The organism is Pseudomonas fluorescens, assembly GCF_001307155.1.
Taxonomy (GTDB): domain Bacteria; phylum Pseudomonadota; class Gammaproteobacteria; order Pseudomonadales; family Pseudomonadaceae; genus Aquipseudomonas; species Aquipseudomonas helvetica.
Genome location: NZ_CP012830.1, coordinates 3,946,031 through 3,959,880, shown reverse-complemented (window position 1 = coordinate 3,959,880; position 13,850 = coordinate 3,946,031). Strand labels below are relative to the sequence as shown.

Below are 13,850 nucleotides of genomic sequence, written 5' to 3'. Positions count from 1 at the left end.
TAGGAGCTTTCCCACACCACAAGTAGGAATTACTATCATTTGCATTATTATTTTTAGACGGTATTCTCAGCGCGCATTCAGCTAAACAACTGTCCAGAAGGAGTCGGACCTGATGCGCGCCTACACGCAACAACAGCAGCAACTGCTCGCACACTGGAGCGAAGCCCTTGGCACCCAGGCTTTCCAGTCCCACCGCATCACCCTCGATCATTTGAGCAATGCGCTGGAACCCGCCGCCCAGCGCTGTTTTCAACGCCTGATCCAGGCGCTGTTTCGTGAAGACCTGATCAACCCCGACACCTGCGAATACGATGACAACCGCCGCTGCTGGTTGCCGCTGGGCAACGGCGCACACCTGTGCTTCGATCATCTGTCCGGTGGCAGGATGAACAGTTGGGATGTGCGCGGCAGCATCGTCCTGCACACCCCCGACGCACTGCCGCACAAGATCCAGCTGCCCAGCGAACTGCTCGCCCATCTCTCCACCCAGCTGAACCCGCCCGCCTCCCCGCAAGTACTGGAACGTCTGGCCCGCGAGCTGGATGACAGCTACAGCAACGACACCCTGTGCCTGGCGTTCCACCATGGATGGACCGAACGTCTGAGAGAGCAGATCGGCACCGAACACGACGACAACCTGCTCGCCTGGCTCAAAACCAGCCCCGGTCAGCGGAACCCGACGTCGTTGCTCGAACAGTGGGGCACGCTCGGCCATCCGTGGCACCCCAACTACAAGACCAAACTGGGCTTGAGCGCCACTCAGGTCATCGCTTTCTCGCCGGAGTTCGAAGCGAGCTTCCCTGTTGTGCTGTGCGCCCTGCACCGCCAATACGCCCACGTCGAAACGCTGGCCGGCAGCGCCGATTACTGGGAATGGTGGCAAGGTCACTTCCCGCAGGCCGCCGAACAATTGCAGCGCCATTTGCAGCAACTGGGCCTGGACGTTACGGACTACCTCCCGCTCCCGTCGCACCCCTGGCAAGCCGAAGAAGAGCTGCCAAAATCGTTCGCCAACGAAATCGCCGACAACCTGCTGATCGTCACCGACATCGTGGCCTTCACTGGCCACCCGACCATGTCCTTTCGCACGGTCGTACCGGAGGCCAGTCGCGTTGCGCCGATGGTCAAGTTGCCGGTGGCCTTGCGCCTGACCAGCGTGCAGCGCACCGTGTCGCCGCGCTCGGCCCGGATGGGGCCGCGTATCAGTCAGCTGTTGCTGGATATTCTCGATCAGGAGCCGCAGATTCAGCGTCTGCTGAACATCGTGCCGGAGCGCATCGGCGTGCATTACGCGCCACAACCGGCCAATGACGAACTGTCCCGGCATGCTGCCGTGCTGTACCGCGACAACCCGCTGACCCTGCTGCAAGCAGGCGAGTTGGCGATACCGGTCGGCAGCCTGTTCGCCGTCAACGAATTCGAACAACCGTTGCTGCGCGATTGGGTACGCCTGGCTCAGGGCCGTGACGACAGCGAGGCCATGCTGGCGTTCTTCGATGACTACCTGTCGATTGCCGTACCGAGCCTGTTGGGCATTTACCTGATGTATGGCGTGGCGTTCGAAGCGCACCAGCAAAACAGCTTCATGGTGATGGGCGCTGACGGGCAGTTGAATCGGCTGTTACTGCGTGACTTCGGCGACATCCGCATCGATCGCAAGACCCTGCATGCCAAGGGTCTGGATATCCAGCTGCACGATCCGAAAATGACCCTGTACGACGAGCCCGGTTTTGTCCGCGACAAACTCCTGCACACCACGTTCATGTGCCACCTCGGCGAGCTGACGTTGCTCTGCGCCCGTCACTGGAACGTATCGGAAAACCTCCTGTGGGAGCGATTGGCAGCGCACGTTGCAGAGTGCTTCGACGCCTTGCGCGAACACGTCGAACCGGCACGCTGGGACAGCGAGCGCGCGGCCTTGCTGGAACAGGACTGGCCGGCCAAATCGTTCATGCGCATGCGCTTGCACGACAGCCACGCCGACATCGTCGGACGCTTGAGCAACCCACTGCGATCCAGCGCCCATGCTCGCTGACAGTCGCGCGTTGCGACTGCTGATCGTCATCCAGTTGGTCTCCATGGGTGCCATGGAAATGAGCGGCCCGTTCTGGCCCTTGCAGATCCGCCATCTGCTCGGGCCAGAGGGCGCCGGCTACACAGCGCTGTTATCGGCGCTGGTCTATGCCGGCCCGATGCTCGCCGCCATGCTCCTGACTCCCGTGTGGGGCCAGTTGGGTGATCGCACCGGGCACAAGCCGATGATCGTTCGGGCGTTGCTGGCATTGGCGTTGTGCCAAGGGTTGGCGGCCATCACCGTCGACCCGTGGCTGCTGGTGGGCATTCGTGTGATGCAAGGCGCATTGGCCGGGTTTCTCGCCGCTGCGCAAGCCTATGCCCTGGCCTGCTGCGACAATTCCCGGCGCGGCCACACCCTGGCCCGCCTGCAATCGGCGACCGCCGTCGGCTCGTTGATCGGCCCGGTGCTGGGCGGTTGGCTGATGGATATCTCGGGATTCGCCCTGCTCTGTTATGGCGCGACGGCGATTTGCCTGCTGTGCGCACTGGGGAGTTTTTTCCTGCCGGCCGACAAGGCCCGGGCCTCGACGAAAAAACCAGTCGCGCCAGTGGCCCTGCCCAAAGGCTGGCTCGGTGGAATCTTGCTGGTGATCGTGTTGATTCAGGCCGCGAAGATGATGCCGCAGCCGTTCTACGCGCTGTACGTCGCCGAGATTCTGCACGCACCGAGCTGGCTGATCGGCGCCACTTATGCGGCGAGCGCCGCGACCCTGGCCATTTCCGCCCCGCTGTGGGGACGCCTGTTCGACCGCTGGCAACCGGCCTACACCTTGCGCGTCATCGAAGGCGTCGCCTGGCTGTGCGCCCTGACACTGGCGGCCACGGCACTGGCCAACGAATGGCTGGGGTTCCTCGTCAGCCGGCTGGTCTGGGGTGTCTGGCAAGGCGCCCTGCTGCCGGTCGCCTATGCACTGATCGCCAACACCGTTGCTTCAAGCCAACAGGGTTTTGCCCTCGGCCTCGGCAACAGCGCGGCCAAGGCTGGCGCCTTGCTCGGTGCCGTCCTCGGCGGGATCGGCATGGGGCTGGTCGGGCTGGCGCACAGTTTCTGGCTGGTGGCGCTGACTTATGCGCTGGCCGCCATCGGAATTCGCTGGGTGCGGTCCTTCACCTCCACACCCGGCCCAACACCCTTATCCACCCACACTTATCAAAACTAAAAAAAGACCACGTCATGACCCGAACCAAACTTTCTCTGTTGATTCCGCTGCTTGGCTCCTTCAGCGCCCAAACCTGGGCCGAGGAGACCGAACAGCAACCCGGCACCCTGAACATGCAAGCCACCGTCGTCTCCGCGACTCGTAGCGAGGCGAGCATCGCCTCGATTCCAGGCTCGGTCCAGGTCATCGACGAACAGCAGGTCCGCGAGCAAAGCGGCGCGGGTCGCCGAGTCTCCGACATTCTTGGGCAATTGGTGCCCGGCCTTGCGCCGTCCAGCGGCGGGATGAGCAACTTCGGCCAGACCCTGCGCGGGCGCAACATGCTGGTGTTGATCGACGGCGTATCGCAGAACGCTACGCGCGACAACTTCCGCCAGCTCAACAGCATCGCGCCGGCCAGCATCGAGCGCATCGAAGTGATTTCCGGCGCCAGCAGCATCTACGGTGCCGGCGCTTCAGGCGGCATCATCAACATCATCACCAAGCGCAACCAGGGCCAGGATATTGCCTATAGCAGCAAACTGGGCCTGACCAGCGGCAACAATCTCAACAGCAAAGGCTTCGCCTATGAAGCTTTCCAGAGTGCGACCGGGCGCAAGGACGCGCTGGACTGGTACGTGTCCGCCGACCTGACCCAGCGCAACGATCAGTTCGATGGCAACGGCAAGCGCATCCCTCAGGACACCTCCCAGGGCAGCAACATGGACACCGAAACCTATGACCTGCAAGGTCGTTTCGGTTACGAACTGGATGCCGACAAAAAACTCAGCCTGTCGCTGCAGGACTACAAGGACCAGCAGGACACGGACTTCACCAAAGACCCGAAAAACCTGCAGCAAGCCGTAGCGGTCAAAGGGCTGAAACTCGACGACCAGCCCTACACCCATAACCAGGCGGTCAACCTCAACTACACCGACAAGGACTTCTACGGTCAGGGCCTGCAGCTGGAAAGCTACTGGCGTCGGGCCGACGCGCTGTTCTTCCCGGACCTGTCGCGGGGCAAGGCCGGGATCGCCGACAACAACAGCGTGCAGGATGTCTACGGCTTGCGCGCGGCCATCGACACGCCGTTGCCGGCCATCGGCAGCGCTACGGGCAATCTGGTCTGGGGCGCCGACTACGATCACGAGCGCTCGCGCCAGCGTGGCGACCAGTACACCCTCAAAGGGCTGACTTACAGCAAGACCGGCACCACCTACGAGATGGGCCCGGATCTCGAAACCACCACCAAGGCGCTGTTCGGGCAAATGTCCTGGGACGTTGGCGACTGGACCTTGCGTGGCGGTGTGCGCCGCGAGTGGATCGAAAGTGAGGTCGCCGACAGCATCGCCTACGGTCAGATCGTCCAGACCGGCGTCCGCGCCACCCTGCCCGGCGACACCCTCAAATATGACGCCACGCTCTATAACCTGGGCGCGGTCTATCACCTGAGCGAGAACCAGGACCTCTTCGCCAATTACAGCCAGGGTTTTTCGCTGCCGGATATCCAGCGCTTCTTGCGTGACGTCAACAGCACTTTCGACATCCAGAGCCTCAACGCCCAGGCCATCAAGGTCGACAGCTACGAGCTGGGCTGGCGCGGTAACTGGGACCAGTGGCAGGCCGACGTCACCGTGTATGAAAACACCTCGGACGTGACCCAGTTCTACGATGCCAATGATCGCGTCCTGCGCCTGATCAACCAGAAGGAACGGGTACGCGGCATCGAAAACAGCCTGACCTACCGCGCGACCGATCACTGGTCGGTGGGGGGCACTTATGCGTGGGCCAAAGGCGAGACCGAGCAGAACGGCAAATGGATCGACCTGCCGGCGACACGCATCTCACCGGCCAAGACCACGCTGTTTGTCGGCTACACCGAAGATGACTACACCCTGCGTTTGCAAGGCATGCGCCTGGCCAGTTACGACGCCGCCGCCAAGGACAACAACGGGCGCGACATCAAGGGCTATACGCTGGTGGACTTGCTGGGATCGGTGCGATTGCCGGTCGGGCGTCTCGAAGGTGGGGTGTACAACCTGACCGACCGTACCTACGTCAACCTGTTCGCCCAGGCCAACGCCAAAGCGCCGTTCGCCAACGCCGAAGGCCGTACGTTGAGCATGAGCTACTCGATCGATTGGTAAATAACCCAATCGCCGTAGGAGTCGGTTCCGGTTTCGGGGGATCGAGATCGAGGGCTTGCGCAGATGCTGTAGGAGCACGGCTTGCCGGCGATGGCGATCTCAAGGACGCCATCGCCGGCAAGCCGTGCTCCTACGAAGGGTGTTACAAACCGCGCAAATCACGCTCTTCGATCGGCCGGCTCTGGCGCAGGCGCTTGCCGCCCAACACCACCCAGTCGATCAGGCGGAACAGGCATTCCAGACCGAACGACAGCAACATCGCCCCGCTCAGCCCCCAGCCCATGGCTTCAGGTGTCAGCAACAGCTGGTAGCTGTAGCCATTCCAGGTTTCCTTGCGAATATCCGGGTCAGCCGCCAACACCACCTGCAAGAAGCGGATGTACCACGGGCCTTGCATGGCCTGGAATTGCTTGTCCAGCGCCAATTGGCGAGTGAGCAAGGTGCTCAGGCTGTCGGCATCGCTGCGAAACACCGGGTCGTCACTGGCACGGTAATGAGCAACCAATGCTTGCAGATCGCCCTTGAAGAACTGCTCGGCGGTGCCTTGAAAACCCCGCAAGCCGGTCTGCGCTTCGATCAGGTGCGCCTCGACCCGCTTGGCGTAGTCGTTGATGAAACCCGGCACCTGCACACCCACCAACAGGCCGATCGCAAACAACACCAGCCGCAAATAACTGAGCAACATAGAAAGGTGTTCCTTATTCGGTCTTGCCCTGGCTGACGCATTCACCGCGTCGCCACAGGCTCCATTGGCCCGGTTCGTAACGGGTCCAGGTTTCGTTTTCGGTCAGGGGTTCGGTGGCAATGACCGTCACCACATCGTTGGGCGTGGTTTCGGCCTGGAAGTCGACGATGACGTCCGCATCCTTCAAGCGTGCCGGACCAAACGGCGCGCGTCGGGTGATGTGCGCCAATTTGCTCGAGCAATAACAGAACAGCCAGTCGCCGTCGCTCAACAGGCAATTGAACACACCTTTGCTGCGGTATTCGGCGCACGCCGCCACCAGGCTCGGTAGCAACTGCTCGACTTCAACCGGCTCCGGGAAGGCTTCACGCACGCGGTTGAGTACATCGCAGAATGCCGCTTCGCTGTCGGTGTCGCCAATCGGCCGGTAAAAACTGGCGGTCGGCTGAAAGTCAGTGAGTTGGCCGTTATGTGCGAAACACCAGTTGCGACCCCACAACTCACGCACGAACGGATGAGTGTTGGACAGGCAGACCTTGCCGACGTTGGCCTGGCGGATATGCCCGATCACCACTTCGCTTTTGATTGGATAGCGCTGCACCAGCTGCGCGACTTCGGACTCACAACTCGCCGCCGGGTCCTGAAACAAGCGCAGGCCACGGCCCTCATAAAACCCGATGCCCCAACCGTCCCGATGCGGGCCGGTTCGACCGCCACGCTGCATCAGCCCGGTGAAGCTGAACACGATATCGGTCGGTACATTGGCGCTCATGCCCAATAATTCACACATGCCTGGACTCTCGCTTCAATGCCGGGGCAACGTCAAAGACGGGGTTCAACTCGCGAACGCTGGGGGTTGCTCGGAACCGGCGGACGACCATAACGATCGTCACCAGCACCGCCAAAGGGCTGGTCATCATCCGGATCGGCAGCCTTGGCAGCGGCTTTCGCGGCGGCCTCCCGCTCCTTGCGAGCATTGGCGGCGCGCTCGATGGGAAAGCGGATCAACGCGAAGATCAGGTAAATGCCGAAAGCGATCATGCTGTACATGACCAGGTCGGAGATCGCGCGCCAGATGTTGTTACCGACCTTGAACAGCAGGTCCAGGGCAGTAATGGCGATGGCCGGGGCGAATTTTTCCTTTACCGGGTCGATAATGGTCGGGCTGAACAACAGCACGACCATGAGCAGACGCAGTGGCTCGCGCAACCAGCGCCACATCCAGCGGGTCAGCCGCATCCACACCAACAGGCAGCCTAAAGCGGCAAAGGCGTAAAGGCCCCAAGCGATCAGATAGTCGTTCTCGGTCATGGTGTCCATGGCAAGGCAGGCAAAGAGGCGCTTATGATAACGGCTTTTCACCGATCAGGCTGCCCCGCTGTCTGTGAAGCCATTTTTACATTACGCCCGAGAGTCCTTCATGCCCCTATCCGCCCACGTTTGCAGCGCCCCGATTGCCCACAAGGCCGACGGCGATGACCCATACGCCTGGCTGCAGGAGCGCGACAGCGCACAGGTGCTCGACTACCTCAAGGCTGAAAACAGCTATCAGGAAGCACAACTGGCCGACCAGGCCGAGCTGCGAGAAACCCTGTTCAACGAAATAAAAAGCCGGATTCTCGAAACTGACCTGTCGCTGCCCTCCCCGTGGGGGCCCTACCTGTATTACACCCGCACCGTCGCCGGTGACGAATATGCCCGGCATTACCGCTGCCCGCGTCCGGCCGACGACAGCCTGCTGGTCGACGAAAGCCAGGAACAGCTGCTGCTCGACCCCAATGTGCTGGCCAATGGCGGTTTTTTTTCGCTGGGCGCCTTCAGCATCAGCCCGGACCACCAGCGCCTGGCCTACAGCCTCGATACCAGCGGTGAAGAGATTTACACGCTGTTCGTCAAGGAGCTGTCCAACGGCAAGGTCAGCGAACTGGCATTCGACAATTGCGACGGCAGCATGACCTGGGCCAACGACAGCCTGACGCTGTTTTTCGGCGAACTGGATGACACCCATCGCCCACACAAGCTGTTTCGCTATCGTCTCGACGGTACCGCCGCTGAAGAAGTCTTCCATGAAGCGGACGGACGGTTTTTCCTGCACTGCTACCGTTCAAGCTCCGAACGCCAGTTGCTGCTGTCGCTGGGCAGCAAAACCACCAGCGAAGTCTGGGTGCTCGATGCGTCGCAGCCACAGCAGGCCTTCACCTGCCTGGCACCACGGGTTGAAGATCACGAGTACGACGTCGACCACGGCAAGCTCGACGACCAATGGACCTGGCTGATTCGCAGCAACCGCGACGGCATCAACTTTGCGCTGTATCAGGCTGCCGACACCGGGGTTGCGCCAACCGAAAGCGACTGGCAAAACCTGATCCCTCACAGCGACACGGTGATGCTTGACGGCATGAGCTTGAATACCTCGGCCATGACCCTGAGCCTGCGCGAAGGCGGTTTGCCGATCATCGAAGTTCACCCACAAGGCCTGCCTGCTTACCGCGTGCAACTGCCAGACGCGGCCTACAGCCTGCATGTGCAAAACAGCCTGGAGTTTGCCAGCGACAAGATCCGTCTGCGTTACGAGGCGTTGAATCGCCCGGCGCAGATTCGCCAGCTCACCCTCGCCAGCGGCGAACAGAAAGTCCTCAAGGAAACCCAGGTGCTCGGCCCTTTCGACGCCGATGCCTATGTCAGTCAGCGCCTGTGGGCGACCGCGCCCGATGGCACACAGGTGCCGATCAGCCTGGTGGTCAAACGTGAAATGCTCGGCAAGCCGACGCCGCTTTACCTTTACGGCTACGGCGCCTACGGCGAAAGCCTCGACCCGTGGTTCTCCCACGCGCGCCTGAGCCTGCTCGATCGCGGCATGGCCTTCGCCATCGCCCATGTGCGCGGCGGCGGTGAGCTGGGCGAAGCCTGGTATCGCGCCGGCAAGCAGGAACACAAGCAGAACACCTTCAACGACTTCATCGCCTGCGCCGAACACCTGATCGCCAACGGCTTCACTACCTCAAAACAACTGGCCATCAGCGGCGGCAGTGCCGGCGGATTGCTGATCGGCGCGGTGCTCAACCAGCGCCCGGAACTGTTTGCGGCGGCGATTGCCGAGGTGCCGTTCGTCGACGTGCTCAACACCATGCTCGATCCGGACTTGCCGCTGACCGTCACCGAATACGACGAATGGGGCAATCCTGAAGAGCTGGCAGTTTATGATCGGATCAAGGCATACGCGCCGTACGAAAACGTCGGCGCTCACGCCTATCCGGCAACCCTGGTGATCGCCGGCTACAACGACAGCCGCGTGCAGTATTGGGAAGCGGCCAAGTGGGTGGCCAAGTTGCGAGCGACCAAATCCGACAATAATCTGTTGCTGCTCAAGACCGAACTGGGTGCCGGTCATGGCGGGATGAGCGGGCGTTATCAAGGATTACGTGACGTAGCCCTCGAATACGCATTTGTTTTCAAGGTATTGGGAATCGCCTGAAGAACTCTGCAAGGCGTATGAGTCTTAAATGTGGGAGCAGGCTCGCTCCCACAAGGGATTGGCAATTACCCACAAAGCCCGAACCGGCAACACACAAGAAAAAGACTGTGATGACATGTCAGAACCGACCCTGTTGAACAAAGAAATTCGCGACTGGCTGATGGACTGCGGCCTGTTCGATCAACTGCAACTGGCCGATTTCACGGCGGCTGCCGGCTACTTCAGCATCAGCACCATCGCCGAGGGCCAGGAGATCTTCCACGAAGGTGATGCCGGCAGCTTCATGTGCATCATTCACTCGGGTCAGGTGGCGGTGCAGAAAACCAATAGCGACGGCAAGCCGGTGACGATCGCAACGCTGCGCAGCGGCCGGGCATTCGGCGAAATGGCTGTCCTCGATGGCGAACGGCGCTCGGCCAGTTGCGTGGCGGCGAGCAATTGCCAACTGCTCAACCTGGGCAAGGACTCGCTGGAAAAGATGCTCAACGACGCACCGAAAATCGCCGCGAAGATCATCCGTGCTATTGCCGTGTCGCTGTCCAAACGCCTGCGCATGGCCGACGGCCAATTGCTCTCGCAACAGATTTAACCGCCGGGAGATTTGTTTTTTTGCTGAATCTGCTCAAGCCCCGGCAAGGTCTGGTCCTTGGGCGGGTTGGGCATTTCGATCGGTGGCAACAACGGTTCACCGCCGCTACTGCTGCCGACCTTGGGTACAGTGGTCGGGGTAATCTGCGGGTATGGCGTAGGGGTTGCGGTGCCGGGTGAACCGGGGGCCGCTGACGGTGCAACAGGGACCGTTTGCAACTCTTGCGCCTGCGCTGCACTTATCGAGAGCGCGGCCAACACAATGACCGTTAGAATGGTGCACTTCATCAATGGCTCCGTTGCCCTTGCTTGTTGCCTTAAGGCTACTCCCAACCGCGCAAGATTGCCCTTCTCAATGCCGGTTTCTCCTCCCTGATGCCAGTTTCCCTCCTTTAAAGAGAGCCCCATGAAACGTTTCGTTCTGCTCGACACCACCCCGATCCCCGAAAACGGCGGTGCCCTGTGCCTGTTCGAGTATGGCGAAGATTTCGTCATCAAGATCCAGGGCGGTGACGGCGGACAATTGATGAACACCCGCATGCACGGTTCCGAAGACGCCTTGGCCGAGATTCCTTGCCGCAAGGTCGCCGGCCGACCGAATTCACGGGTGCTGATCGGTGGTCTCGGCATGGGGTTCACCCTCGCATCGGCGCTCAAGCACCTGGGCAAGACCGCTGAAGTGGTGGTCGCCGAACTGGTGCCGGGGGTGGTCGAGTGGAACCGCGGGCCGTTGGGCGAGAAGTCCGGGCGACCGCTGCTCGACCCGCGCACGGTGATCCGCATGGAAGACGTGGCCAAGGTCCTGCAGGCCGAGCCGCAAGGTTTCGACGCGATCATGCTCGACGTCGATAACGGCCCCGAAGGCCTGACCCAGAAAGCCAACAGCTGGCTGTACTCGGCCGGAGGCCTGAGCGCCTGCGCCAAGGCCCTGCGCCACAAAGGCGTGCTCGCCGTATGGTCGGCCAGCGCTGACCGGCAGTTTTCCGACAAATTGAAAAAGGCCGGCTTCAAGTCCGAAGAAGTGCAAGTCTTCGCCCACGGCAACAAAGGCACCCGACACACGATCTGGATTGCCGAGAAGCTCAAAGGCTGAGCTAAACTCTCGTTATTACCGTCATTAGTCTTTTTACAAAGGTGAACCCATGAGTTCGTCAACGCCTCCCTCCAACACGGCCAAACTGGACCGCATCCTCGCCGACGCCCAGCGCGACCGTGAAATGGGCTACCGCGACAAGGCCCTGAAGATGTACCCGCACGTCTGCGGACGCTGTGCTCGCGAGTTCTCCGGCAAGCGCCTGAGCGAGCTGACCGTGCACCACCGCGACCACAACCACGACAATAACCCGCAGGACGGCTCCAACTGGGAGCTGCTGTGCCTGTACTGCCACGACAACGAACACTCGCGCTACACCGACCAGCAGTACTTCGGCGACGGCTCGCTGAGCACGCCGAAAATCGCCAAGGCAACGCATAACCCGTTCGCCGCGTTGGCCGGGTTGATGAAAAAAGACGACTGACGTGCAAAGTCCCGAACGTCATCGGATTTTTTCAAACTCGGTACCTACCGCAAGCTGCTTGTATTCAACATGAAACTTTCATCAGAAAGTCTGGCAACTTTTATTGGCAAAATTGGACACCCGGTAATGATCTTTTCATTAGGTAACCGAAATGTCCCGTATTTTGACGATAGAAGACGATGCCGTGACGGCCAGGGAAATTGCAACCGAGTTGCAAAGCCACGGATTTGAAGTGGATTGGGTGGACAATGGCCGTGAAGGCCTGGTGAGTGCCGTCAGTGGCAATTACGACCTGATCACGCTCGACCGCATGCTCCCCGAGCTTGATGGCCTGGCCATTGTCACCACGCTGCGTGCCATCGGCGTGGTGACGCCGATTCTGATGATCAGTGCCCTCTCCGATATTGACGAACGCGTACGCGGCCTGCGCGCAGGTGGCGACGATTACCTGTCCAAGCCGTTCGCCACCGATGAGATGGCAGCGCGTGTCGAAGTGCTGCTACGGCGTAAAAGCCCGGTCGGAAAGTTCGAAACCACCCTCAAAGTCGCCGACCTGGAACTCAATCTGATCAGCCACGAAGCCAATCGTGCCGGTCAGCCGCTGAGTCTGCTGCCTACCGAGTACAAACTGCTCGAATTCATGATGCGCAATCCGGGACAAGTTCTCTCGCGGATGATGATTTTCGAAGAAGTATGGGGTTATCACTTCGACCCGGGAACCAACCTGATCGACGTGCATATCGGGCGCCTGCGCAAGAAGATCGATCCTCCCGGCCTGACGCCCTTGATCCGGACGATGCGAGGCTCGGGCTATGTCATTGCTGAACCCCTCTAAAGGCTGGAGCTCTTCGACCAGTCGCTTGCTGGTGCTCTACAGTACGTTGTTCGTGATCTGGAGCGGTGTCCTGATGGGCGGGCTCTATTACGAAGTTTCCGGCTACATGAACCGTCTGGCCAAACACTCGTTGATGCAGCGCCAGCACCTGCTCTCGCGCTTTCAAGGCGATCAGCTGATCGAAGCGCTGACCACCAGCATGCAGTTCGATATGCCGAACGTGGATGCCTTTGGGGTATTCGACAGGCAAAAAAAACCGCTGAACGGAGCGATCCGGAAAATCCCTGCACAACTGCCGCTGGACGGCCGGATTCACGAGTTGAACAGCTGCGTAGATTCCGACGATCCGGCGCTGCCGCAGTCCAGTTGTTATGCCATCGCGACCCACATCCAGAATGACCGCTGGCTGGTTCTGGTTCGGGATAACGGTTCGTTACTCGCCGTCACCCTGATCATTTGGCATGCGCTGCTCTGGGGTATTTCCTTGACCATCATTCCCGGTATCGCTGCCTGGCAACTGTTGCGCCGCCGCCCACTGCTGCGGATTCGAGCGATTCAGGCCAGTGCGCAATCCATTGTCGCCGGCAAACTGACCCAGCGCCTGCCGCTGTCGGATCGACGCGACGAACTGGATATGCTCGCGGCTATCGCCAATGCCATGCTGGAACGCATCGAGCGGTTGCTGAATGAAGTCAAAGGTACTTGCGACAACATTGCGCATGACTTGCGCACACCCCTCACCCATATACGGACACAGCTCTACCGTATTCAACAACAGGCCAGTGAGGGTTCGCCGCAGGCCTTGCAAATGAACAAGGTCATTGCCGAAGCCGATACGTTGATGGCGCGTTTTCGCGGCCTGCTGCGCATCTCTGAACTGGAAGATCATCAGCGTCGCTCCGCGTTCATCCAGTTCGATCCAATGACGTTGTTGAAGGAGGTTCATGACTTCTATTCGCCGCTTGCCGAGGAGCGCCAACTCACCCTGCTGTTGCAGCTACCGCAATCGCTGCCATCCCTGGACGGCGACCGGGCATTGCTGTTCGAAGCGCTGGCCAACCTGCTGAGCAATGCGATCAAGTTCACACCGCACGGCGGTGAGGTCATCCTCAAGGCCGTCAGTCATGACGGCAGCACACGGATCGAAGTGTTGGACTCCGGCCCGGGAATTCCTCCCGCTGAACGAGAAGCGGTATTTCAGCGGTTCTATCGCTGCGACAGCACTCACCAGCAGAACGGCTTCGGACTGGGGCTATCGATTGTTGCAGCGATCATCGATCTGCACGGGTTCAGACTGGAGGTCGGAACCCGTGAGCATGGAGGCGCGCGGCTGATTCTGGATTGTCATTCCGGTTAGATCCGGTTCGGGCAAAGCCTTAGTGTGCCGA

The 13,850-nt window shown here is 60.4% G+C and carries 13 protein-coding genes; 9 read left to right on the top strand and 4 right to left on the bottom strand.

The genetic code is table 11. The annotated features are described in order from the left end of the window. The first annotated feature begins 112 nt into the window (after positions 1-112). From AO353_RS17980 to AO353_RS17970, 3 genes are read left to right on the top strand one after another with little or no spacing between them, the layout of a single operon-like run. Positions 113-2,035 (top strand): IucA/IucC family protein, encoded by a 1,923-nt coding sequence (locus tag AO353_RS17980; protein ID WP_054596166.1) that lies wholly within the window; start codon positions 113-115, stop codon positions 2,033-2,035. Further along, positions 2,025-3,236, top strand: a complete 1,212-nt coding sequence (locus tag AO353_RS17975) for an MFS transporter (RefSeq protein WP_054596165.1) — start codon at positions 2,025-2,027, stop codon at positions 3,234-3,236. Before AO353_RS17980 ends, AO353_RS17975 begins: the two co-directional genes overlap by 11 nt. 14 nt (positions 3,237-3,250) lie before the next feature. Next, positions 3,251-5,362 carry a TonB-dependent receptor gene (locus AO353_RS17970; protein ID WP_054596164.1) on the top strand — a complete coding sequence of 704 codons (2,112 nt, stop codon included), beginning with the start codon at positions 3,251-3,253 and terminating at the stop codon, positions 5,360-5,362. Between the two features lie 142 nt (positions 5,363-5,504). Here the strand turns inward: AO353_RS17970 and AO353_RS17965 are convergent, their stop codons facing one another. The 3 genes from AO353_RS17965 to AO353_RS17955 are packed head-to-tail and all read right to left on the bottom strand — an operon-like array spanning position 5,505 to position 7,367. Next, positions 5,505-6,047 carry a DUF2937 family protein gene (locus tag AO353_RS17965; protein ID WP_054596163.1) on the bottom strand — a complete coding sequence of 181 codons (543 nt, stop codon included), beginning with the start codon at positions 6,045-6,047 and terminating at the stop codon, positions 5,505-5,507. Positions 6,048-6,060: 13 nt separating this feature from the next. Continuing rightward, positions 6,061-6,837: a class II glutamine amidotransferase gene (locus AO353_RS17960; protein WP_054596162.1), complete on the bottom strand. Its 777-nt coding sequence runs from the start codon at positions 6,835-6,837 to the stop codon at positions 6,061-6,063. A gap of 32 nt (positions 6,838-6,869) precedes the next feature. Beyond that, entirely contained in the window at positions 6,870-7,367 is a 498-nt protein-coding gene (locus AO353_RS17955) for a hypothetical protein (RefSeq protein ID WP_054598264.1), read from the bottom strand. Positions 7,368-7,467: 100 nt separating this feature from the next. Between AO353_RS17955 and AO353_RS17950 the strand changes: the two genes are divergently transcribed. Together AO353_RS17950 and AO353_RS17945 are read left to right on the top strand one after the other, a co-directional pair. Next, positions 7,468-9,522, top strand: a complete 2,055-nt coding sequence (locus tag AO353_RS17950; protein ID WP_054596161.1) for a S9 family peptidase — start codon at positions 7,468-7,470, stop codon at positions 9,520-9,522. Between the two features lie 115 nt (positions 9,523-9,637). Then, positions 9,638-10,111: a cyclic nucleotide-binding domain-containing protein gene (locus AO353_RS17945; protein WP_054598263.1), complete on the top strand. Its 474-nt coding sequence runs from the start codon at positions 9,638-9,640 to the stop codon at positions 10,109-10,111. Here AO353_RS17945 and AO353_RS17940 read toward each other — a convergent pair. Next, on the bottom strand, positions 10,108-10,398 hold the full coding sequence (locus AO353_RS17940) for a hypothetical protein (protein ID WP_054598262.1): 291 nt from the start codon (positions 10,396-10,398) through the stop codon (positions 10,108-10,110). The two genes, AO353_RS17945 and AO353_RS17940, sit on opposite strands and share 4 nt — an antisense overlap. A 118-nt stretch (positions 10,399-10,516) precedes the next feature. On the opposite strand from AO353_RS17940, the gene AO353_RS17935 reads away from it, so the two are divergent. The 4 genes from AO353_RS17935 to AO353_RS17920 all read left to right on the top strand — a co-directional run bounded on the left by AO353_RS17935 (position 10,517) and on the right by AO353_RS17920 (position 13,819). Further along, complete coding sequence (locus tag AO353_RS17935; RefSeq protein ID WP_054596160.1) at positions 10,517-11,203, top strand: spermidine synthase; 687 nt, start codon at positions 10,517-10,519, stop codon at positions 11,201-11,203. A 49-nt stretch (positions 11,204-11,252) separates the two neighbouring features. Next, positions 11,253-11,627 (top strand): YajD family HNH nuclease, encoded by a 375-nt coding sequence (locus AO353_RS17930; RefSeq protein ID WP_054596159.1) that lies wholly within the window; start codon positions 11,253-11,255, stop codon positions 11,625-11,627. A gap of 151 nt (positions 11,628-11,778) precedes the next feature. Next, a complete protein-coding gene (locus tag AO353_RS17925; RefSeq protein WP_054596158.1) occupies positions 11,779-12,462 on the top strand; it encodes a response regulator transcription factor in 684 nt (227 codons plus the stop codon). Beyond that, complete coding sequence (locus tag AO353_RS17920; protein WP_054596157.1) at positions 12,440-13,819, top strand: sensor histidine kinase; 1,380 nt, start codon at positions 12,440-12,442, stop codon at positions 13,817-13,819. Before AO353_RS17925 ends, AO353_RS17920 begins: the two co-directional genes overlap by 23 nt. Positions 13,820-13,850 lie beyond the last annotated feature (31 nt).

Coding starts and splice junctions, on each gene's coding strand:
- AO353_RS17980 (WP_054596166.1), top strand. CDS start 113: ATGCGCGCCTACACGCAACAACAGCAGCAACTGCTCGCACACTGGAGC.
- AO353_RS17975 (WP_054596165.1), top strand. CDS start 2,025: ATGCTCGCTGACAGTCGCGCGTTGCGACTGCTGATCGTCATCCAGTTG.
- AO353_RS17970 (WP_054596164.1), top strand. CDS start 3,251: ATGACCCGAACCAAACTTTCTCTGTTGATTCCGCTGCTTGGCTCCTTC.
- AO353_RS17965 (WP_054596163.1), bottom strand. CDS start 6,047: ATGTTGCTCAGTTATTTGCGGCTGGTGTTGTTTGCGATCGGCCTGTTG.
- AO353_RS17960 (WP_054596162.1), bottom strand. CDS start 6,837: ATGTGTGAATTATTGGGCATGAGCGCCAATGTACCGACCGATATCGTG.
- AO353_RS17955 (WP_054598264.1), bottom strand. CDS start 7,367: ATGGACACCATGACCGAGAACGACTATCTGATCGCTTGGGGCCTTTAC.
- AO353_RS17950 (WP_054596161.1), top strand. CDS start 7,468: ATGCCCCTATCCGCCCACGTTTGCAGCGCCCCGATTGCCCACAAGGCC.
- AO353_RS17945 (WP_054598263.1), top strand. CDS start 9,638: ATGTCAGAACCGACCCTGTTGAACAAAGAAATTCGCGACTGGCTGATG.
- AO353_RS17940 (WP_054598262.1), bottom strand. CDS start 10,398: ATGAAGTGCACCATTCTAACGGTCATTGTGTTGGCCGCGCTCTCGATA.
- AO353_RS17935 (WP_054596160.1), top strand. CDS start 10,517: ATGAAACGTTTCGTTCTGCTCGACACCACCCCGATCCCCGAAAACGGC.
- AO353_RS17930 (WP_054596159.1), top strand. CDS start 11,253: ATGAGTTCGTCAACGCCTCCCTCCAACACGGCCAAACTGGACCGCATC.
- AO353_RS17925 (WP_054596158.1), top strand. CDS start 11,779: ATGTCCCGTATTTTGACGATAGAAGACGATGCCGTGACGGCCAGGGAA.
- AO353_RS17920 (WP_054596157.1), top strand. CDS start 12,440: ATGTCATTGCTGAACCCCTCTAAAGGCTGGAGCTCTTCGACCAGTCGC.